16 protein-coding genes are annotated in these 20191 nt (G+C 63.1%); 8 read left to right on the top strand and 8 right to left on the bottom strand.

Annotation, left to right across the window (positions count from 1 at the left end; genetic code table 11):
• The 3 genes from Q7T45_RS00745 to Q7T45_RS00735 all read left to right on the top strand — a co-directional run.
• Positions 1-783 (top strand): CpaF family protein (locus tag Q7T45_RS00745; RefSeq protein WP_304866129.1); only part of this gene is annotated, 783 nt, incomplete at its 5' end.
• An 11-nt stretch (positions 784-794) separates the two neighbouring features.
• Positions 795-2054, top strand: a complete 1260-nt coding sequence (locus Q7T45_RS00740; RefSeq protein WP_304866126.1) for a type II secretion system F family protein — start codon at positions 795-797, stop codon at positions 2052-2054.
• Between the two features lie 9 nt (positions 2055-2063).
• On the top strand, positions 2064-3038 hold the full coding sequence (locus tag Q7T45_RS00735) for a type II secretion system F family protein (protein ID WP_304866123.1): 975 nt from the start codon (positions 2064-2066) through the stop codon (positions 3036-3038).
• Between the two features lie 232 nt (positions 3039-3270).
• Here the strand turns inward: Q7T45_RS00735 and Q7T45_RS00730 are convergent, their stop codons facing one another.
• Complete coding sequence (locus Q7T45_RS00730; protein WP_304866120.1) at positions 3271-4083, bottom strand: tetratricopeptide repeat protein; 813 nt, start codon at positions 4081-4083, stop codon at positions 3271-3273.
• Between the two features lie 135 nt (positions 4084-4218).
• On the opposite strand from Q7T45_RS00730, the gene Q7T45_RS00725 reads away from it, so the two are divergent.
• The 3 genes from Q7T45_RS00725 (at position 4219) to Q7T45_RS00715 (ending at position 8153) form a co-directional block, all read left to right on the top strand.
• The gene (locus Q7T45_RS00725) at positions 4219-5601 is read left to right on the top strand and encodes a M17 family metallopeptidase (RefSeq protein WP_304866116.1); all 1383 of its coding nucleotides are present in this window, start codon (positions 4219-4221) and stop codon (positions 5599-5601) included.
• Positions 5594-6439, top strand: coding sequence for an NlpC/P60 family protein (locus tag Q7T45_RS00720; RefSeq protein ID WP_304866113.1), 846 nt, complete (start codon positions 5594-5596; stop codon positions 6437-6439). The genes Q7T45_RS00725 and Q7T45_RS00720 overlap by 8 nt, the downstream gene beginning before the upstream one ends.
• Before the next feature lie 346 nt (positions 6440-6785).
• Complete coding sequence (locus tag Q7T45_RS00715; RefSeq protein ID WP_304866136.1) at positions 6786-8153, top strand: hypothetical protein; 1368 nt, start codon at positions 6786-6788, stop codon at positions 8151-8153.
• Between the two features lie 48 nt (positions 8154-8201).
• Here the strand turns inward: Q7T45_RS00715 and Q7T45_RS00710 are convergent, their stop codons facing one another.
• From Q7T45_RS00710 to Q7T45_RS00685, 6 genes are all read right to left on the bottom strand, one after another.
• Positions 8202-9839: an ABC transporter ATP-binding protein gene (locus Q7T45_RS00710; protein ID WP_304866110.1), complete on the bottom strand. Its 1638-nt coding sequence runs from the start codon at positions 9837-9839 to the stop codon at positions 8202-8204.
• Between the two features lie 9 nt (positions 9840-9848).
• Positions 9849-11027 (bottom strand): ABC transporter permease, encoded by a 1179-nt coding sequence (locus tag Q7T45_RS00705; RefSeq protein ID WP_304866107.1) that lies wholly within the window; start codon positions 11025-11027, stop codon positions 9849-9851.
• Complete coding sequence (locus Q7T45_RS00700; protein ID WP_304866104.1) at positions 11027-12136, bottom strand: microcin C ABC transporter permease YejB; 1110 nt, start codon at positions 12134-12136, stop codon at positions 11027-11029. The genes Q7T45_RS00705 and Q7T45_RS00700 overlap by 1 nt, the downstream gene beginning before the upstream one ends.
• Before the next feature lie 3 nt (positions 12137-12139).
• On the bottom strand, positions 12140-13981 hold the full coding sequence (locus Q7T45_RS00695; RefSeq protein ID WP_304866102.1) for an extracellular solute-binding protein: 1842 nt from the start codon (positions 13979-13981) through the stop codon (positions 12140-12142).
• Between the two features lie 14 nt (positions 13982-13995).
• Entirely contained in the window at positions 13996-15900 is a 1905-nt protein-coding gene (locus Q7T45_RS00690; protein WP_304866099.1) for an extracellular solute-binding protein, read from the bottom strand.
• A 239-nt stretch (positions 15901-16139) separates the two neighbouring features.
• Complete coding sequence (locus tag Q7T45_RS00685; RefSeq protein ID WP_304866096.1) at positions 16140-16691, bottom strand: cytochrome c family protein; 552 nt, start codon at positions 16689-16691, stop codon at positions 16140-16142.
• 197 nt (positions 16692-16888) lie between these two features.
• Here Q7T45_RS00685 and Q7T45_RS00680 point away from each other — a divergent pair, with 197 nt between their 5' ends.
• Positions 16889-17635, top strand: a complete 747-nt coding sequence (locus tag Q7T45_RS00680; protein ID WP_304866093.1) for a 3-deoxy-manno-octulosonate cytidylyltransferase — start codon at positions 16889-16891, stop codon at positions 17633-17635.
• A gap of 107 nt (positions 17636-17742) precedes the next feature.
• Positions 17743-18603 (top strand): prephenate dehydratase, encoded by an 861-nt coding sequence (locus Q7T45_RS00675; RefSeq protein WP_304866090.1) that lies wholly within the window; start codon positions 17743-17745, stop codon positions 18601-18603.
• 180 nt (positions 18604-18783) lie between these two features.
• Here the strand turns inward: Q7T45_RS00675 and Q7T45_RS00670 are convergent, their stop codons facing one another.
• Entirely contained in the window at positions 18784-19803 is a 1020-nt protein-coding gene (locus Q7T45_RS00670) for an LLM class flavin-dependent oxidoreductase (protein ID WP_304866087.1), read from the bottom strand.
• Positions 19804-20191: the final 388 nt, after the last annotated feature.

Raw genomic sequence — 20191 nt, 5'->3', positions numbered from 1 at the left:
AAGCTGACGCTCGACCAGCTGGTCAAGTTCGGTACCATCACCGAACAGGGCGCCGAAATCCTGCGCATCATCGGGCGTGCCCGCGTCAACTGCCTGGTGTCGGGCGGCACCGGCTCCGGCAAGACCACCCTGCTCAACTGCCTCACCCAGTTCATCGACGACGACGAGCGCATCATCACCTGCGAAGACGCCGCCGAACTTCAGCTGCAGCAGCCGCATGTGGTGCGGCTGGAAACCCGGCCGCCCAACATCGAGGGCGAAGGCCAGGTCACGATGCGCGAACTGGTGCGCAACTGCCTGCGTATGCGGCCCGAACGCATCATCGTCGGCGAAGTCCGCGGACCCGAAGCTTTCGATCTGCTGCAGGCCATGAACACCGGTCACGACGGATCGATGGGAACGCTGCACGCCAACAATCCGCGTGAAGCGCTGTCCCGCTGCGAATCCATGATCACGATGGGCGGATTTTCGCTGCCGTCGCGGACCATCCGCGAGATGATCTGCGCCTCGATCGACGTGGTGATCCAGGCCGCGCGCCTGCGCGACGGCTCGCGCCGCTTCACCCACATCACCGAGGTGATGGGCATGGAAGGCGACACCATCATCACCCAGGATCTGTTCATCTACGACATGGTCGGCGAGGATGCCAACGGCCACATCATCGGCCGGCACCGCTCCACCGGTATCGGGCGGCCCCGCTTCTGGGATCGCGCGCGATATTACGGTGAAGAGAAGCGGCTGGCGGCAGCGCTCGACGCCGCCGAAGTCGTCGTGGAAGTCTGAGGGAGCGGGCCATGAACATTCAAGCGCTCGCACTGGCCTTTCTCGCCTTCACCGCCATCGGCGGCGTGGCATGGGTGTTTCTGTATCCGCTGCTATCGGGACAGCGAAAGGCCGAAAATCGCCGCGCTTCCGTCGCCAGCCCGGAGCCGGTCGCCCGCAACGTCGACAAGGCGCAGCGCTCGCGCCGCGAGCAGGTCGAAGGGTCGCTGAAGGATCTCGACGCCCGCCGCCAGAAGGACAAGAAGGTTTCGCTCAGCGTCCGCCTCACCCAGGCCGGGCTGGACTGGACGCCCAGGAAATTCGTGACGATCTCGGCCGCTCTGGGATTGGTGACGTTCGCCGTGGTGTTCATGCCGTCGCTCAAGCCTGCGGACAGTTCCGGGACAGCTCCGGTCATGGTCGATCCAGCGTCGCCCGGCAGTACCGTCGAACTCGGTCTCGGAAGGTCGCTGGTGATCGATCTGCGCCGCAACGTTTCCAGCGTCCGCTCGAGCGAACCGACGATTGCGAATGCGAGCGTGCGCTCCGCGCAGCAGATCTTCGTCACCTCCGCCACCGAAGGCCGCGCCAGCATCGTGGCGTTGGACAACACCGGAAAGCCGATCGCAACCTACGACGTTTTCGTCAACGCCGAAGGCGGCATGCGCGGACTGCTCGGCGCGCTGGGCCTTGCGTTTGCCGCCGGCTTCGGCCTGCCGCGCTGGACCCTGGGCTATCTCAAGAAACGCCGCGAGAAGGCATTCCTCAAGGCGCTGCCGGATGCCGTCGACGTCATCGTGCGCGGCATCAAGGCCGGCCTGCCGTTGTTCGAATCAATCAAGGTGGTCGCCGCGGACGCGCCCGAACCGCTCCGGGGTGAATTCCTGGCCATCATCGAGACGCAGGCGATCGGCATGCCGCTCGGCGATGCCTGCGTGCGCCTGTACGAGCGGATGCCGGTGCCGGAGGCGAACTTCTTCGGGATCGTGATCGCGATCCAGCAAAAGTCCGGCGGCAATCTGTCGGAAGCGCTCGGCAACCTGTCGAAGGTGCTGCGCGACCGCAAGAGGATGGCCGAGAAGATCCAGGCCATGTCGATGGAAGCCAAGGCGTCCGCCGGCATCATCGGCTCGCTGCCGCCGATCGTCATGCTGCTGGTCTACCTCTCGACCCCCGAATACATCTCGTTGCTGTGGACCCATCCGACCGGCCAGCTGATGCTGGTCGGCTGCGTGATCTGGATGTCCATGGGCATCTTCGTGATGAAGAGAATGATCAACTTCGACTTCTGACGGTGCAGTATGATTGATTTCCTGGTCACAAAGCTCCACGACGCACGGTTCATGACCATGCTGCTCGCCGCGATCGCCGCGAGCGCGACCGCCTACACGCTGATCATGCCGCTGTTCGCGGGTGAGGGCCTCTCCAAGCGCATGAAGGCGGTTGCCAGCGAGCGCGAGCGGATCCGGCAGCGCGAGCGCGACCGGCTCACCAAGACCGAAAAAGTATCGCTGCGCGCGACGCCGAAACAGCTGGTCTCCCGGGTGGTGGAAGACTTCAACCTGACGAAATGGCTGGCGCAGGAAGCCGCGCGCGAAAAACTGACCATGGCCGGCTATCGCGGCCAGGCGCCCTACATCACCTTCCTGTTCTTCCGCCTGGTGACGCCGATCCTGATGTTCGTCGGCGCGGTGCTGTATGTCTTCGTGATTTCGCAGATGCAACAATCGACGCCGGTGAAGATCGGGATGTGCATCGCTGCGGCCTATCTCGGCCTGCAGGCGCCGATGCTGTTCCTGAAGAACGCCATCTCCAAGCGCCAGCTCTCGATCAAGCGCGCGTTTCCCGATGCGCTCGATCTGCTCCTGATCTGCATCGAGTCGGGCATGTCGATCGAAGTCGCCTTCCGCAAGGTTGCCACCGAGATCGTGAGCCAGTCGGTGGCGCTGTCGGAGGAGTTCACGCTGACCACGGCCGAGCTGTCCTATTTGCAGGACCGCAAGGTAGCCTATGAAAATCTGGCGAAGCGCACCGGGCTGGAGGGCGTGAAGTCGGTCTGCCTGGCGCTGATGCAGTCGGAACGTTACGGCACCCCGCTCGGCACCAGCCTGCGCGTGATGGCCCAGGAAAACCGCGACATGCGCATGATGGAGGCCGAGAAGAAGGCCGCCGCGCTGCCGCCGAAACTGACGGTCCCGATGATCCTGTTCTTCCTGCCGGTGCTGTTCGTGGTCATCCTCGGGCCGACCGGCATCAAGGTCGCCGCGATGCAGTGAGTTGCAGCTTCGCGACGGGCGAGCCGGTACGCCGGCGGCCCCAAACCAAAAATATCGAAAACAACCCCATGCACAGTAAGCCGATGGTATCCAAGAACCATCAATAGTCGTCGTCGTCCGGCTTGACCGGACGATCCAGTACGCCGCGGCGTCTCGGTTTACTCTCAACGTCTCTGGGATACTGGGTCCCCCGCTTTCGCGGAGGAGGACAAGCTGGGCGGTTGCGAGAGAGTCAGTTCGGCCGGTTGAGCGCCGCCACCGGCACCGGGCCGCGCGAGTCCTTGCGGGCCAGCATCTGCTTCAGATAGGCGACATTGGCGGCCGCTTCCTCGGCCGGCAGGTCGGCCTTGACGATGCTTTCAGCCTCACTGAAGCGACCCTGCAGGCCGACCACGAGGCCCAGATTCTGCCGCACCCGCGCATCGGCGCGCGCGCTGCCATAGGCCCGGCGAAGGATCTCTTCCGCTTTCGGCAGATCCTTCGACAGAACGTAGGACAGGCCGAGATTGGACAGCACCGACGGCTCCTCGGGCACGATCGCGAGAGCGCCGGCATAATAGCGGCGGGCGTCGTCATGGCGGCCGAGCTGATCGAGCGCGGTTCCCTGCACCGACAGAATGCGCCAGTCCGGATTATCGGGTGAATGGGCGCGGGAGAGCACGTCGAACGCCCGCTGGGAATTGCCGTTGTCGGCGAGCGCGCGGCCGTAGCCGGCGAGCAGCGCCTTGTTGCCGGTATGGGCAATCGTGGCCTGCTCGAACACCGCAACCGCCTGGGCGCGCTGTCCGGTGGCGCGGAGCGCCTGGCCATAGCGCAGCGCGGCGTCGGCATCTTTTGGATTGGCGCGATAGCGTTCGCCGTAGACTTCGACGGCGCGGCGCGGATCGGCCTCGGCGCCGGAACCGGGATTGGGACTGGCTTCGGCCTTCATGCCGATCGAGCCCGTGATGTCGGACATGGTCTTGCAGCCGCCAAGGCTCGCGGCCAAGATCGCCGTCACGGCCGCGGATGCAAGAAACCGGGCAAGGCTGGAGGACTGACGCATGGCACATGAACTCGCGATATCGGGCTAATCGACCGAGCCGGACACGCCAGCAATAGACCGTTAACCCTAATGTCTGGTTAATTGGGGCCATACCCGCCTCGCCCTGCCCCGTTGCCAATGGAAACCGAGAAACGCATGCCCTCCGTGTTCGAAACCGCGCCTGTCCCGTCAGCCATTCCCATCACCTTTGCGACCAAGGCGACATGGGATGCGATCCGCGCCGGCCTCGCCGCCGAGAACAGGCAGTTCGCGCTGGCCAATGGGTTTGCCGCCAAGCCCGGGGCCTGCCTGACGCTGCCGTCGGCGGATGGTCACATCGCGCAGGTGCTGTTCGGGCTCGAGGATGAAACCAGCAAGTCCCGCGACCTGTTCCGCCCCGGCGCCCTGCCCGGCCTGCTGCCGCCGGGCGTCTACCGGTTTGCCAATGCGCCGCATGATGCGCGCCTCGCCGCGCTGGCGTTCGCGCTCGGCAGCTACCGCTTCAGCCGCTACCGCAAGAACGATCTACCCAATGTCCGGCTGGTGCCGCCCGAGGGCGTCGACATCGCCGACATCGCGCGAATGGCCGAGGCGGCGACCCTCGCCCGCGACCTCATCAATACGCCGTCGAACGACATGGGGCCGGAAGAACTGGCGCTGGCCGCAGCCAAACTGGCCAAGCGCTTCGGCGCCGACTTCAGCGCCATCGTCGGCGACGAGCTGACGCGCCAGAACTTTCCGCTGATTCACGCGGTGGGAATGGCATCGTCGCGGGCGCCGCGGCTGATCGATTTTACCTGGGGCGACCCTGGGCATCCCAAGGTGACGCTGGTCGGCAAGGGCGTCTGTTTCGACACCGGCGGGCTCGACCTCAAACCGTCCAGCGGCATGCTGATCATGAAGAAGGACATGGGCGGCGCCGCCAATGTGCTGGCGCTGGCGCAGATGGTGATGGATGCTAAGCTGAAGGTGCGCTTAAGGGTCCTGATCCCGGCGGTCGAGAACGCGGTTGCCGGCAACGCCTTCCGGCCGCTCGATATCTTCACATCGCGCAAGGGCCTCACCGTGGAGATCGGCAACACCGACGCCGAGGGCCGGCTGGTGTTGGCCGACGCGCTGGCGCTGGCCTGCGAGGAAAAGCCGGATCTGCTGATCGACATGGGCACCCTGACGGGTGCCGCGCGGGTGGCGCTGGGGCCGGATTTGCCGCCGTTTTACACCAATGATGAGACGCTGGCGCTCGACGTCGCGGCCCACGCGAAAGCGGAGAACGATCCGTTGTGGCGATTGCCGCTGTGGCCGGCGTACGATTCCTGGCTCGATTCCAAGGTCGCCAATCTCAACAACGCGCCATCAGGCACGTTTGCGGGCTCGATCACCTGCGCGCTGTTCCTGCAGCGTTTCGTCGAGGACACCACGCGTTGGCTGCATGTCGATATCTACGGCTGGACGCCATCCGCCAAACCGGCGCGCCCCGAGGGCGGCGAATGCCAGGCCGCCCGCGCGATCTATAAATTATTGGGCGAACGCTATGCATGACCCCCGCCTGACGCCGGCACGCGGCGACCTCGCCGCGAAATATCTCGAAGGCACGGTCAAGGCGGCGCGCTTCGTCGCCGGCGAGAAGTTCGAGATATCTGAAGCGATCGCGCCGCTGCGCAGCGGCCCGTCGTCCGATGCCGAACTCGCGACGCAGGCGTTTCTGGGCGAGCGCGTCACGGTCTATGACCGCAATGGCGAAGGCTTTGCGTGGGGCCAGCTCAACGGCGACGGCTATGTCGGCTGGCTGCCTGACCGCGCGCTGGCAAAACCCGGTGCTGCGGCGACGCACAAGGTCACGGCCATCCGGACGTTTGCCTTCCCCGGCCCATCGATCAAACTGCCGCCCGTCGATACGCTGGTAATGGGAACGACGCTGGCGGTGGTGCGCGAGCAAGGCGCCTTCGCCGTGACGCGTCAGAACTGGTACCTGCCGCGGCAGCATGTCGGCGGCCTCGACGAGATGGCGGTGGATTTCGTCGCGGTGGCCGAACGTTTCGTCGGCACGCCCTATCTGTGGGGCGGCAAGAGCAGTCTTGGCATCGATTGCTCGGGCCTCGTGCAGGTATCGTTGAACGCCGCCGGCACCGGCTGCCCGCGCGATAGCGACATGCAGCGCGACGGCCTCGGCCACTTGATCGGACTGGCGGAATCCAGCCCATTGCAGCGCGGCGACCTGATCTTCTGGAGCGGCCACGTCGCGATCGCGCGCGACGCCGAGACCATCGTGCACGCCAACGCGCATCACATGGCCACCGTGATCGAAAACACCCGCGACGCCATCGCGCGCATCAAGGCCGCGGGGAGCGAGGTTCTGGCGATCAAGCGGCTGACGTAAATGGGGTTGGAGAGCCGAATCGAAACATTCGGTCACGAGTCCGTTCCACTCCCAACGCCGGACATATCGCCTCACCGCACTAACTGACGCGATGTGCCAATCGCGTCACTTGGCTGTGTGCCGGCCACTTCCGCGGCCCTGCAGGAGAATTAGATAGGCCGAGCTGGTTCGTTCCACTCACTTGTCTGGTCGCCCTCGCCGGCCAGCAGGCATCGTCAGAGCCTCACAGCATGTCCCAAACGCGCCAGGAGAAGGCATCTCAGTCATTTGACAGAGACGAATCAACGATGTTTAGGGTACCCAATAGTGATCGCCCATGCCGCAGGACATTTGTTCATTCATGGATATGAAGAGCCCTATTTCGTTAAACAGCGAGTACCGGTTTTACCAAGGTCTGGTTGCCACCTGCGTTGCCAACGGGATTCAGGCCGCGAATTTTCTCGGTGATCGTTTCCTGAGAAAGGCGCATCGCTCATCTTCAGGAATCGATGAACTGTACACGGACGCGATGAACAGCGCATTTTCCGCGACGGAATCCTTTCTTGTCACGGGAGCGCCGCACGCATCGGCATACTATCCGCGGGACTTTGCCTGGTTTTATCCCGACGTTCTCGATCCCGACACCATCATGGATTCAGAGGATGCCATTCGCAGGGTTCGTTTGCTCGAAAGAAGTGTCCGGCTTATGCTGGAGGCCGTTCGCTCCGGCGTTGTCACGACCACCATCATCCCGGCGGGCCCCAATCGGTATATCGGTGTCAACTACTTTTCACGACCTTCAGATACGCTGTTGGGCATCCTCGCAGGTCTGGAGCAAATCATATGCGCTGACCAAAGAGCGTCAGCGTCGTATCTGGGATTGTCCCAAGGCGCCCATGCGGGCCGCTTGTTGCTGATCGAGTATCGCGAGGATCTGAAGAACGCGATCATCCAACTCGCAAGTTCGCTGGAACCGTTCGATGATGGCGGGACCGGCTATTTGCTTTGTGACGCAGCCGCACCTCGCTCAGCGGCGACAGATACCCGCGCCGAACGCAGGCGTTTCGTCACCAATGCATGCGTCTACGCGACTTTCCTGCGCGCCATGGAACTCGGGGTCATCGGCATCAGCGAGCTGGAGCAACTGCTCGGGCGCGAACTATCATGTTACAAAGCGCAACTTCTCCGCTTGTTCGGCAAGCATGGCTATATCAGTCATTCCCTGGATTGCGATAACGAACCGCCCGCGTCTTCCATCGCCCTCGACTTCGTCAATGTGCAGCTGGGATTTTGGGACTTAAGAGACGGGAGCGAACGCGCGTTGTTCGCAGCCACGACAGATCTGATCATCGCGGAACCGCGGTTTCGCGTGCCAAATACGTTTCACTTCCTGGTTTCCACGAATAATCCGCGCAGAAAGATGCTCCACAAGATCGCGTCCCCATCCTACCAGGGACGCTCTTCCTGGCCGACGTTTAATGTCGAATTCGCTGACCGCATGCTGGATTACGACGAGTTTTCAGGAACCGATAGATACGGATCCTGCGCTCGAGATATCTTGAGCGACATTCGTGCCGCAACCGAATTGCATGGCGGATATCAGGAGCTTCTGACGGATAAGGGCCTCAAATATCGTACGTGGGCCTATCGGGGAGCTGTCGCTCACTCCTGGTTTCCTCGTTTCCTGACTGTCTGGAAAAGGGCATTCGGGACCCCGCTGCTGGATTGGAAGTAGCAGCGTATCGATGCGGTCGGACATCGCCGACTCAAGCGCCGGATTACATCAGGTCGCAGCCGCCCCGCCCGGCTGAGCTTCGAGCCGGAACGCGGCGGCGAACAAGGCGCGGGTGTAGTCGGACTTCGGATTTTTGAACAGCTCCGAGGCCGGGCCCTCCTCCACCACCTTGCCGTGGCGCATCACGATCAGGTGGCTGGCGAGCGATGCGACCACGCGCAAATCGTGCGAGATGAACATGTAGGTGAGGTCGCGCTTGCGCTGCAGTTCGCGCAACAGGTCGACCATCTGCGCCTGGAACAGCATGTCGAGCGCGCTGGTCGGCTCGTCCAGCACCACGAAATTCGGCTCCAGCACCGCCGCGCGGGCAATGCTGATGCGCTGGCGCTGGCCGCCGGAGAATTCATGCGGATAGCGGAAGCGCGTGGCCGGATCCATGCCGACGTCCTTCAGCGCCCTGATCACGCGTTCCTCGCGCTGCTCGTAGGAAAGCTGGGGCTGGTGCACGCTGAGGCCTTCGGCGACGATGTCGCCGACCGACATGCGCGGGCTCAGCGCGCCGAACGGGTCCTGAAACACGATCTGCATGTCGCGGCGGTGTGGCCGCATTTCCTTGAAGCGCAGGCCCTGAATATTGCTGCCGAGAAACACGATCGGGCCGTCGGAAGAAATCAGCCGCAACAGCGCCAGGCCCAGCGTGGTCTTGCCGGAGCCGGATTCGCCGACCACGCCGAGCGTCTCGCCCTTGCGCACGGCGATGCTGACGCCGTCGACCGCCTTGATGTGGCCGACCGTCTTGCGCAGCAGGCCGCGCTTGATCGGAAACCAGACTTTCAGATCATCGGTCGACATCACCACCGGATTTTCCGGCCGCGGCGGCGCCGGGTCGACCTTCGGCTCGGCCGCCAGCAAGGCCCTGGTGTAGGGATGCTTCGGCGCGGTGAAGACCTGCTCCACCGGCCCCTGCTCGACGATCTCTCCGCTTTTCATGACGCAGACCACGTCGGCGATGCGCCTGACAATGCCGAGATCATGGGTGATGAACAACAGGCTCATGCCGAGCCGCGCGCGGATCTCCGCCAGCAGCGCCAGGATCTGCGCCTGCACGGTGACGTCGAGCGCCGTGGTCGGCTCGTCCGCGATCAGAAGGTCAGGCTCGTTGGCGAGCGCCATCGCGATCATGACGCGCTGGCGCTGGCCGCCGGACAATTGATGCGGATAGCTGGCGAGGCGGGTTTCTGGCTCGGGAATGCCGACCTGGGTCAGCAATTCCAGCGTACGCGCCCGCGCTTTGGCGCCGCTGATGCCGCTGTGCAGCTGCAGGATCTCGCCGATCTGCGACTCGATCGTGTGCAGCGGGTTGAGCGAGGTCATCGGCTCCTGGAAGATGATCGAGATGTCGTTGCCGCGAATGCCGCGAATCTCGTCTTCCGGCAGATTGATGAGTTCGCGGCCCTTGAAATGAATGCTACCCGACGGATGCGAGGCGGTCGGATACGGCAGCAGCTTCAGGATCGACAACGCGCTGACGGATTTGCCGGAGCCGGATTCGCCGACCAGCGCCACGCACTCGCCGCGCTTGATCTCGAAGGAAATCCGGTCGACCGCGATCGTGGTCCCGCTCGGCTGGTGAAACGCCACCGAGAGATCGCGGACATCGAGCAAGGGCTGGTTGATGGCGTCCATGCGCGGCCCCTACCGAAACGTCTTGCGCGGATCGAACGCGTCGCGCACGGCCTCGCCGATGAAGATCAGCAGCGACAGCATGATGGCGACCGCGAAAAATCCGGTGAAGCCGAGCCACGGCGCCTGCACGTTGGCCTTGCCCTGCGACAGCAATTCGCCGAGCGACGGCGAGCCCGGCGGCAATCCGAAGCCGAGGAAGTCGAGCGCGGTCAGCGTCATCACCGACGACGACACGATGAAGGGCAGGAAGGTCATGGTGGCGACCATGGCGTTCGGCAACAGATGCCGGAACATGATCTTGGCATTGGAGACGCCGAGCGCGCGCGCCGCCATGATGTATTCGAAATTGCGGCCGCGCAAAAATTCCGCGCGCACCAGGCCGACCAGCGACACCCATGAAAACAGCAGGAGGATTCCGAGCAGCACGAAGAAACCGGGCACCAGCACCGAGGACAGGATCAGGAGCAGATAGAGGGAGGGGATCGCGCTCCAGACTTCGATGAAGCGCTGGAAGCCGAGGTCGACCCAGCCGCCAAAATAGCCCTGCACGCCACCGGCGGCGACGCCGATGATCGAGGAGATGATGGTCAGCGAAAGCCCGAACAGCACCGAGATGCGGAAGCCGTAGATCAACCGCGCCACCACGTCGCGGCCCTGATCGTCGGTGCCGAGCCAGTTGTATTCGAGATCGCGGCAGCTCTTCAGGCCCTTCTTCTGCACCACTTCCTTGCACTGCGCTTCCGTCAGCATCCAGGTCGGCTTCGACGGCGCGGGCGTCGGCAGATCGAGATTGTGCGTATGGTAGGAATAGCGGATCAGCGGCCACACCACGGTGCCGCCCTTGTCCGCGATCAGCTTCTGCAGATAGGGATCGCGGTAGTCGGCGGCGGTTTCGAAATCGCCGCCGAACGTGGTCTCGGAATAGCTGATGAAGGCCGGAAAATACAGGCGGCCGTCGAACTTGATCAGGAACGGGCGGTCGTTGGCGATCAGCTCCGCGAACAGCGAGATGAAGAACAGGATCAGGAAGATCCAGAACGACCAGTAGCCCCGGCGGTTGGATTTGAAATTCTGCCAGCGGCGGCGGTTGAGCGGCGACGGGCTGAAGCGATGGCGCGTCATCGGCGCGACCTCGCCGAGCGGCGACTGCATCGAGGTTTCGACCGGCTGCGGCGCAATGAGGGTCATCAGACTTCCCGCGCCTCGAAATCGATTCGGGGATCGATCCACATATAAGCGAGGTCGGAGACCAGATTGATGACGAGACCGACCAGCGAAAAGATGAACAGCGTGCCGAACACCACGGGATAATCGCGGTTCAGCACGCTCTCGAATCCGAGCAGGCCGAGCCCGTCGAGCGAAAAGATGGTTTCGATCAAGAGCGAGCCCGAGAAGAAGGCGTGGATGAAGGCGCCCGGAAAGCCGGCGATCACGATCAGCATGGCGTTGCGGAAGATGTGATTATAGAGCACCTGCCGCTCGCTGCAGCCCTTGGCGCGCGCGGTCATGACATACTGCTTGCGGATCTCGTCGAGGAACGAATTCTTGGTCAGTAGCGTCATGGTGGCGAAGGCGCCGAGCGCCATCGAGAACAGCGGCAGCGCGATATGCCAGAAATAATCCAGGATCTTCCAGTACCAGGGAAACTGCGCCCAGCCGTCCGAGGTCAGCCCGCGCAGCGGGAAGATGTTGAAGAACGAGCCGCCGGCGAACAGGATGATGAGCAGGATCGCGAACAGGAATCCGGGAATGGCAAATCCGACGATGATCACCGCCGAGGTCCAGGTGTCGAATTTCGAACCGTCCTGCACCGCCTTGCGGATACCGAGCGGGATCGAGATCAGATAGGTCAGCAGCGTCATCCAGATCCCGAGCGACATCGAGACCGGCAATTTCTCCTTGATCAGCTGCAGCACGCTGACATCGCGAAAGTAGCTCTTGCCGAAATCGAACCGCGCGAAATTCCACACCATCAGCGCAAAACGCTCCGGCGCCGGCTTGTCGAAGCCGAACTGCTTTTCCAGGCTCTTGATGAAATCGGGATCGAGGCCCTGAGCGCCGCGATATTTGGAGTTGGTCATGTCGGCGGAAGCGCCGACCTGGGTGCGGGCGCCGAAATCGCCGCCCGACGAACCCGAGATCCGGGAGCTGGCGCCGGTATCGGCGCCGCTAAGCTGGGCGATCACCCGCTCGACCGGCCCGCCCGGCGCAAACTGCACCACGATGAAGGAGACGAACAGGATTCCGAGCAGGGTCGGGATCATCAGCAGGATGCGGCGGGCGATATAGGCGCTCATGTGCTATTTCGCCTGTTCAATCTTGGCCGCCTTGCTGGCCTCGAACCACCACGTCTCCGGCGCGCCGCGCGCGTAGCGCGGCTTGACCTTGGGATAGCCGAACTGGTCCCAATAAGCGATCCAGTGGGACGCCTTGCTCCAGTGCGGAATCCAGTACCGGCCGGAGCGCAGCACGCGGTCGAGCGCCCGGCACGCGGTATTGAGCTGCGCCTGGCTTTGCGCCGCAATCGCTTTTTCGACCAGGGCATCGATGACGGGATCGGCGACCCCGGCGAGGTTGTTGGAACCCTTGGTTTTCGCGAACTCGCTGGAAAAATAGTTTCGCAGGGCGCTGCCGGGAATCTGCGGATAGATGAAACGCGCGATCGCGATGTCGAAATCGAAATCCTTGATCCGCCCTTCGGCCTGCGACGGGTCGACGAGGCGGATGTTGGCGTCGATGCCCAGCACGCGAAGGTTCTTGATGAAAGTGGTGTGATGCGGCTCGAACGAGCGCTCGGTCAGCAGGAACTCGATGGTGAGCTGCTCGCCCTTGGCGTTGACCCGCTTGCCGTCCTTGACGGTCCAGCCGGCGGCATTGAGCAAATCACCGGCGCTGCGCAGCAGCTTGCGGTCCTGCCCCGAACCGTCGCTGACAGGCGGAAGCCATGCCGGCCCGAACACTTCCGGCAACACGCGGTCGCGGAACGGCTCGAGCAACGCGATCTCCTCCGGCGACGGCTCGCCCTTCGCCATCATCTCGGAGTTCTGGAACACCGAATGGGTGCGATCATAGGCACCGTACATCAGGTTCTTGTTGGTCCATTCGAAGTCGAAGGCGGTCACCATCGCCTCGCGCAGGCGGCGGTCGGCGAATTTTTCGCGGCGGGTGTTGAGCAGCCAGCCCTGCGCGCCGGAGGGGCGCTCGTCGGGAATCACCTCGCGCTTGACGCGCCCGTCGCGCAGCGCCGGGAAGTCGTATCGCGTCGCCCAGACCCGGGAGGTGAATTCCTCGCGGAACAGGTAATTGCGGCCGATGAAGGCTTCGAGGCCGACCTCGCGGTCGCGGTAATACTCGTCGCGGATCAGGTCGAAATTATACTGGCCGCGCGCAACCGGAAGGTTCTCGCCCCACCAGTTCTTGACCCGCTCGAACTCGACGTAGCGTCCCTGCTCGAAGCGCCCCACCCGATAGGGACCCGAGCCGAGCGGCGCCTCCAGCGAGGTCTCGTCGAACGGTTTTGCGCTGTAGTATTTTTCCGAGAAGATCGGCATCGATGCCGCCAGCGCCGGCGCATCGAGCCCGCGGGCCGGCGAGAATCGCAAGGTCACGGTCTGCTTGTCCTCGGCGACGATTTCGGCGAGTTCGCGCAAGACGGAGGAATAGGCCGGGTGCCCCTTGGCCTTCAACGTGGTCAGCGAGAACGCGACATCGGCCGCGGTGATATCCGTGCCATCGTGAAACGTGATCCCGGGGCGCAGGCGAAAGCGGTAGAGCAATCCGTCGGCCGAAACCGTCAGCTCCTGCGCCGCCAACGGGTAAACCGCGTCCGGCTCATCCAGCGCCCGCGTCATCAGCGATGCGAAAGTAAGGCCCATATTGTTCGCGACATCGCCCTTGATGATGTAGGCGTTGAGCGAATTGAAGGTCGATCCGCCCGCGCCGACCAGCTGCGAGAACATCCCGCCCTTCGGCGCGTCGACATTGACGTAGTCGAAATGGTGGAAATCCGCGGGATATTTCAGTTCGCCGAACGCGGAAAGGCCATGCGCCTTGGCATCGTTCGCCAGCGCGGGCCGAAGCCAAGCCGCGCCGATGGCGCCGGCACCGAGCCGCAGCACGTCACGCCGATCGAATTGCGTCATGCGGGGAATGTCCCTCAAGACCGTTTGCCGATCTTCGCGGCCTTGTCGGAATCATACCACCAGATCGAGGGGAATGCCGACTGGCCATATTTCGGCAGCTCGGCCGGCCGGCCGAAGCGATCCCACCGCGCGGTACGCGATTTGTTATAGGTCCACTGCGGCACGACGTAATGATTCCACAGCAGCACGCGATCGAGCGCCTTGGTTGCGGCGATCAGGTCGTCGCGGCCCTTGGCAAAAATCAGCCGCTCGATCAGTTTGTCGATCGCGGGATTCTTGATTCCGAGGATGTTGCGCGACCCGGCCATGTCGGCGGCCTGCGATCCCCAGAACTCGCGCTGCTCGTTACCCGGCGAAAGCGATTCCGGCCACGACGCTACGACGATATCGAAATCCCAGGTTCGCAACCGGTTCTCATATTGCGCCGGATCGATGGTGCGCACGCTGACGTCAATGCCGAGACGTTCCAGCGATGGCTTGAAGAACAGCATGACCCGCTCGAACGAGGGATCCGCGCCAAGCAATTCGATGGCGAATGGCGCTCCGGTCTTGCTGTCGATCAGCTTGCGGTCGCGCACCTCGTAACCGGCTTCCTTGAGCAGGCGCAGTGCCTCGCGCAGATTTCCGCGCACGGCTTCCGGATTTCCGCCGACCGGATTGGAATAGGCCGTCGTGAAAACCTCCGCCGGCACTTGCGCCCGGACCGTCTCGAGGATTTCCAGTTCCCTGCCCTGCGGCAGACCGCTCGAGGCCAGCTCTTCCGCGCCATCGAAATAGCTGCTGATGCGCTTGTACTGGCCGAAAAAGATCTGCTTGTTCATCTCCTCGAAATCGAACGCGTAATTCAGCGCGCGGCGCACCCGCGCATCCCTGAACTTGTCGCGGCGAAGATTCATCGCGAACGCCTGCATGATGCCGGAACTGCGGTTTGGAAACTCCTCCAGCAGCACGCGCTTTTCCGCCACCGCCGGAAAATCGTAGGCCGTGGCCCAGTTCTTGGCGCTGTTTTCGGTGCGCCAGTCCACCTGATCGGCCTTGAACGCCTCGATCGCCACGATCGCGTCGCGGAAATACTCGTAACGCAGCTCGTCGAAATTGTTTCGCCCGATATTGACGCTGAGATCGCGGCCCCAATGATCCTTCACCCGCTCCGCCGTGATCGATCGTCCGGGGACGAATTCCTTGATGCGATAGGCACCGGAGCCAAGCGGTTTCTCCAGCGTGGTCGCGGAGATGTCGCGCTTGCGGCCTTCGCTGTCGGTCCCCTCCCACCAGTGCTTCGGCAATATTGTGAGCTGACCCACGATCTGCGGGAGCTCGCGATTGCCCGGCGCATCGAAGGTAAATTTTATCTCGCGATCGCTGATTTTTTCGGCCTTCACCACGTGGCGGTAATAGGCCGAATATTGCGGGTGATGCTTCTTGAACGCATCGAGTGAGAAAATCACATCGTCCGCCGTCACCGGCTTGCCGTCATGCCATTTCGCCTGTGCACGCAGACGATAGGTGACGGAGGAAAAATCCTCGGGATGGCTGACCGCCTCGGCCAGCGCGCCGTATTCGGCTGACACTTCGTCCAGCGACGACGTCATCAGCTGTTCGTAGACGAGCCCGACGGCGGAAGCGAGCGAGCCTTTGACGCCGGCAACCGCGATATTGAAATTGTCGAATGTCCCGATCAGGATCTGGCGGGCGATGCCGCCCTTGGGCGCATCCGGATTGACGTAGTCGAAACGCTTGAAGCCTTCAGGATATTTGATGTCGCCGAACAGCGACAGCGCGTGGCGCCAGACCGGCTCGCCGGTGGCGGCTTGCGCCTGGGCCGGCCCGGCTGCGGAAACGCCTACCGCCATTCCCAGCGCCGGGGCCAGCGCGGCGCAGGCGCTGCCTTGCAGAAGATGTCGTCGGGTAATCGTCAAATGATGATTTCCTGATTGCTGTCGCGGGCTATTGAGGACGCAATATAAGGCAAGGTTTCGACCGATTATGTTGCTTTTTCCTCATGTTACCAGCCTGATAACGCGCCCGGTGCGGCGAAAGGTCCCGATAAAATAGCCGCGATCATAGCAAAACGGCCCGGCAAAGGAATCACATACGAAAACGGCCAGGCGATGCCTGGCCGTTTTGACTTGGGAGCCCGTGGCAGGCCGTCGGAACGCTACTTCGACGCCGTCGGCAGCGGAGCCGGCTTCTCCGCCAGGGTGCGCAGATAGGCGATCACGTCGGCGCGCTCGCTGTCCTTCTGGATGCCGGCGAAGCCCATCGCGGTGCCGGGGACGAAGCCCTTGGGATTGGCGATGAACTTGCTGAGGTCGTCGTAGGTCCAGGTGCCGCCCTTGGCCTTCATGGCGGCCGAGAAGTTGAACCCGCGCCCCGGAGAGGCCTTCGGCTCGTTGAGGAGACCATAAAGATTCGGCCCCACGCGGTTGGGACCGCCCTTTTCGAAGGTGTGGCAGGCCGCGCATTTCTTGGCCGCGCCGGCGCCCTTTTCGGCGGAGGCGGTCTGCAGCAGCTTTTCGATCGGCTCGGACGGCGCCGCCGCGGCTTCCTTGCCGCCGGCTGATGCAGCTTCCTTCACGGCGATCTCGAAACCCGGCGTTTTCGGCATCTGCGGCGTGAAGATCGCGTTGGCGGTGAAATTCGTCACCAGCAACAGCAGGCAGGTGGCGAGAAGGGCGCCCATGACTTTATTGAGTTCGAAGGAGTCCATTTTCGATCAGGCTCCAGGCCGGAATGTCGACGTAAGGCCGGTGAGACGGCCGGATGAGCAGCAGGAATCGGGCTTTCGCACCGCACCCGAGCGACGATGAGATATCGGTTTGCCCGCGCTCTGGCAACCCGTATAAACGCCCCGACTTTCCGCCAATCCCCACCAATTCCTGATCATGTGAGCCGGGTCGAAACCCTGTGACCGAGCCCCGCACCCTGGTGCTGATTCCCGCCCGCATGGCCGCCACGCGGCTGCCCGGCAAGCCGCTTTTGGACATCGCCGGCCTGCCGATGATCGTCCATGTGCTGCGCAGGGCGGAGGCGGCCGGGATCGGCCGCGTGGCGGTCGCCACCGATACGCCCGAGATCGCCGCCGCCGTGACAACCCATGGCGGTGAAGCGGTCATGACACGCGCCGATCATCCCTCCGGCTCGGACCGGATCTTTGAGGCGCTCGGCCAGCTCGACCCCAAGGGCGAGGTCCAGATCATCGTCAACCTGCAGGGAGATTTTCCGACCATCCAGCCCGACAACATCCGCAGCGTGCTGGCGCCCCTGAACGATCCCGCGGTCGATATCGCGACGCTGGCCGCCCGGATCCATACCGAGGAAGAGGCCACCAACCCCAATGTGGTGAAGGCGGTCGGCTCGCCCGTCAGCGCAGGAAGGCTGCGCGCGCTTTACTTTACCCGCGCCACGGCGCCCTGGGGCGACGGGCCGCGCTACCATCATATCGGGCTTTATGCCTATCGCCGGGCGGCGCTGGAGCGCTTTGTATCGCTGCCCCCGTCGCCGCTGGAAATGCAGGAAAAGCTTGAGCAGTTGCGGGCGCTGGAAGCCGGGATGCGGATCGACATCGGCATCGTCGACACCGTTCCGCGCGGCGTCGACACCCCGGCGGACCTCGAAACCGCCCGCCTCATACTGAAGCCTCGTTCTGAATGAACGAGGCTTCATCAGTTTATTTTGACGCGTTTTCGTCACGCGAACCGGTCTCCACTTCGCTTGAAAACGCTCTGGAAAAAGCCTGAACGGCTGATACAAGGCGCCTCATGACAAAGAAGCTGAGAATCGCATTCCAGGGCGAGCCGGGAGCCAATTCCCACATCGCCATCGCCGAAGCCTATCCCGACGCCGAGCCGGTGCCCTGCCCGACCTTCGAGGACGCGCTGGCCGCGATCACCTCGGGGGAGGCCGACCTCGGCATGATCCCGATCGAGAACTCGGTGGCCGGCCGGGTCGCCGACATCCACCATCTGTTGCCGCAATCCGGCCTGTTCATCGTCGGCGAGTATTTCCTGCCGATCCATCACCAACTGATGGCGCCGCGCGGCGCCAGACTTGGCGACATCAAGACGGTGGAGAGCCATGTCCACGCGCTCGGGCAATGCCGCAACATCATCCGCAAGCTCAAGATCAGGCCGATCGTGTCCGGCGATACCGCAGGGTCAGCCCGCATCGTCGCCGAACGCGGCGACAAGTCCTGCGCCTCGATCGCCTCAAAACTCGCGGCCGACATCTACGGCCTCGATATCCTGGCCGAGGACGTCGAGGACGAAACCCACAACACCACCCGCTTCGTGGTACTGGCGCGCGAAGCGACCTGGGCCAGGCAGGGCTCGGGGCCGCTGGTCACCAGTTTCGTGTTCCGGGTGCGCAACCTGCCGGCCGCGCTCTACAAGGCGATGGGCGGCTTTGCCACCAACGGCGTCAACATGACCAAGCTGGAAAGCTACATGGTCGACGGCAATTTCTTCGCCACGCAATTTTATGCCGATGTCGACGGCCACCCCGAAGACAAGGGGCTGGCCTTCGCGCTGGAGGAGCTGAAATTCTTCTCGCGCGAGTTTCGGATCGTCGGCGTGTATCCCGGCCATCCGTTCCGGGCGACGTTCAGCGAGAAGGCGGAGTGATGCTCTCTTCACCCTCCCCTGGAGGGGGAGGGTCGGTTCGCATGTAGCAAAGCGAAATGCGAAACGGGGTGGGGTGACGGTCTCTCTACGCCGACACTACCCGAAGCGAGAGACTTTCACCCCACCCCGCCGCGCGTTACACGCGCGTCGACCCTCCCCCTCCAGGGGAGGGTAAGAAAGTTACGCCGCCGCCTGCTTGCCCAGCCCGAACGCGTCCGCCAGCAGACTGTACGACTTCTTCCGCGCGTCGTGGTCGTACACCGCGGTGATGATCATCAGTTCATCGGCCTTGCTTGCCGTAATCATCGGCTGCAGTTTCTGCATCACCGTCGCCGGACTGCCGACGAACAGCCGCGAGCGGTTGCGGGCGATCGAGGCGCGCTCAGAGTCGGTGTAGGGATAGGCCAGGGCCTCTTCGACTGATGGCAGCGGCAGATACTGGCCGCGGTCGCGGCGCAGGCGGTTGAGGTCCATCGACGACGCCAGCCTGTCGGCTTCGGTGTCGGTTTCGGCTGATACAACGGCGACCGCCAAAATGCCGTGCGGCGTCGCGCGCCAGCCGGATGGCGTGAAGCGGTCGTGGTAGGTGGTCATGGCGTCGACGGCGTCATGCGACGCGAAATGATGCGCGAAGGCAAACCCCATCCCGATCTGCGCCGCCAGTTCCGACGAGTAGTCGCTGGAGCCGAGCAACCAGATCGGCGGCAACGGGCTGTCGTCCGGCATCGCCACCACATTGTTGTAGGGATGGCCGGGCGGAAAGCCGCGGGTCTCCCACAGGATCAGTTCCTGCAGCCGCTCCAGAAAATCGTCGCCGTCGCGGCGGTCGAGCCGGCTGCGCAGCGCATGCGCGGTGGCGCCATCCGTGCCGGGCGCGCGGCCGAGGCCGAGATCGATGCGGCCGGGAAACAGCGCCTCCAGCATCTTGAAGCGTTCGGCCACGACCAGCGGCGCATGGTTCGGCAGCATCACGCCACCGGAGCCGACCCGGATATTCTTCGTCACCGCCGCGATCTGCCCGATCATCAGATCGGGCGCCGGGCTCGCCACCGAGGCGAGGTTGTGATGTTCGGCCAGCCAGTAGCGGACATAGCCTAGACCATCGGCATGCCGCGCCAGATCGATGCTGTTGCGCAGCGCCGCGGCGGGTCTTGTGCCCGTGGTGACGACCGAGAGGTCGAGAATGGAGAGAGGAATCATGGCGGTAAACTAGTGTGCATTGTCGGGTGCACAAAGGGGCCGGGAGCGCAGATCAGGCGCGCGTCGGCGGGGACCGGCGATGGTCGGTCTGGATGCGGCAAGTGGGACACTAAATCATTCTTCCGCCTAATTGAATTCTGCCCACATCAAATGATCCGAGGCGTCCGACCTCGTTATTCAAACTATCCTACTGTATTTACAGTATTAAATATAAATTTATGACACTCAGGATGGATGACACTTGCCTCCAAAGGTAGCCCACTTCATGCATAATACGGCATAAATTTCACGCCATACGCAGAAATTGGGCAATTTCCCATCGCCGATGGGCTGTTGCGATGACCCCGTTTGGCTTATTTTAGCCTCTCGCAGCTAAGCCTGCCCCGAC

Origin of the sequence: Bradyrhizobium sp., assembly GCF_030646015.1 — a bacterium.
Taxonomy (GTDB): domain Bacteria; phylum Pseudomonadota; class Alphaproteobacteria; order Rhizobiales; family Xanthobacteraceae; genus Bradyrhizobium.
Note: the sequence above shows the minus strand (reverse complement) of the source record. Positions and strands in the feature narration are given on the sequence as shown.

Excerpts from the sequence above, each read along its gene's own strand:
- Q7T45_RS00700 (WP_304866104.1), bottom strand. The coding sequence starts at position 12,136 with ATGAGCGCCTATATCGCCCGCCGCATCCTGCTGATGATCCCGACCCTG.
- Q7T45_RS00735 (WP_304866123.1), top strand. The coding sequence starts at position 2,064 with ATGATTGATTTCCTGGTCACAAAGCTCCACGACGCACGGTTCATGACC.
- Q7T45_RS00740 (WP_304866126.1), top strand. The coding sequence starts at position 795 with ATGAACATTCAAGCGCTCGCACTGGCCTTTCTCGCCTTCACCGCCATC.
- Q7T45_RS00670 (WP_304866087.1), bottom strand. The coding sequence starts at position 19,803 with ATGATTCCTCTCTCCATTCTCGACCTCTCGGTCGTCACCACGGGCACA.
- Q7T45_RS00695 (WP_304866102.1), bottom strand. The coding sequence starts at position 13,981 with ATGACGCAATTCGATCGGCGTGACGTGCTGCGGCTCGGTGCCGGCGCC.
- Q7T45_RS00710 (WP_304866110.1), bottom strand. The coding sequence starts at position 9,839 with ATGGACGCCATCAACCAGCCCTTGCTCGATGTCCGCGATCTCTCGGTG.
- Q7T45_RS00725 (WP_304866116.1), top strand. The coding sequence starts at position 4,219 with ATGCCCTCCGTGTTCGAAACCGCGCCTGTCCCGTCAGCCATTCCCATC.
- Q7T45_RS00705 (WP_304866107.1), bottom strand. The coding sequence starts at position 11,027 with ATGACCCTCATTGCGCCGCAGCCGGTCGAAACCTCGATGCAGTCGCCG.
- Q7T45_RS00715 (WP_304866136.1), top strand. The coding sequence starts at position 6,786 with ATGAAGAGCCCTATTTCGTTAAACAGCGAGTACCGGTTTTACCAAGGT.
- Q7T45_RS00675 (WP_304866090.1), top strand. The coding sequence starts at position 17,743 with ATGACAAAGAAGCTGAGAATCGCATTCCAGGGCGAGCCGGGAGCCAAT.
- Q7T45_RS00730 (WP_304866120.1), bottom strand. The coding sequence starts at position 4,083 with ATGCGTCAGTCCTCCAGCCTTGCCCGGTTTCTTGCATCCGCGGCCGTG.
- Q7T45_RS00720 (WP_304866113.1), top strand. The coding sequence starts at position 5,594 with ATGCATGACCCCCGCCTGACGCCGGCACGCGGCGACCTCGCCGCGAAA.
- Q7T45_RS00685 (WP_304866096.1), bottom strand. The coding sequence starts at position 16,691 with ATGGACTCCTTCGAACTCAATAAAGTCATGGGCGCCCTTCTCGCCACC.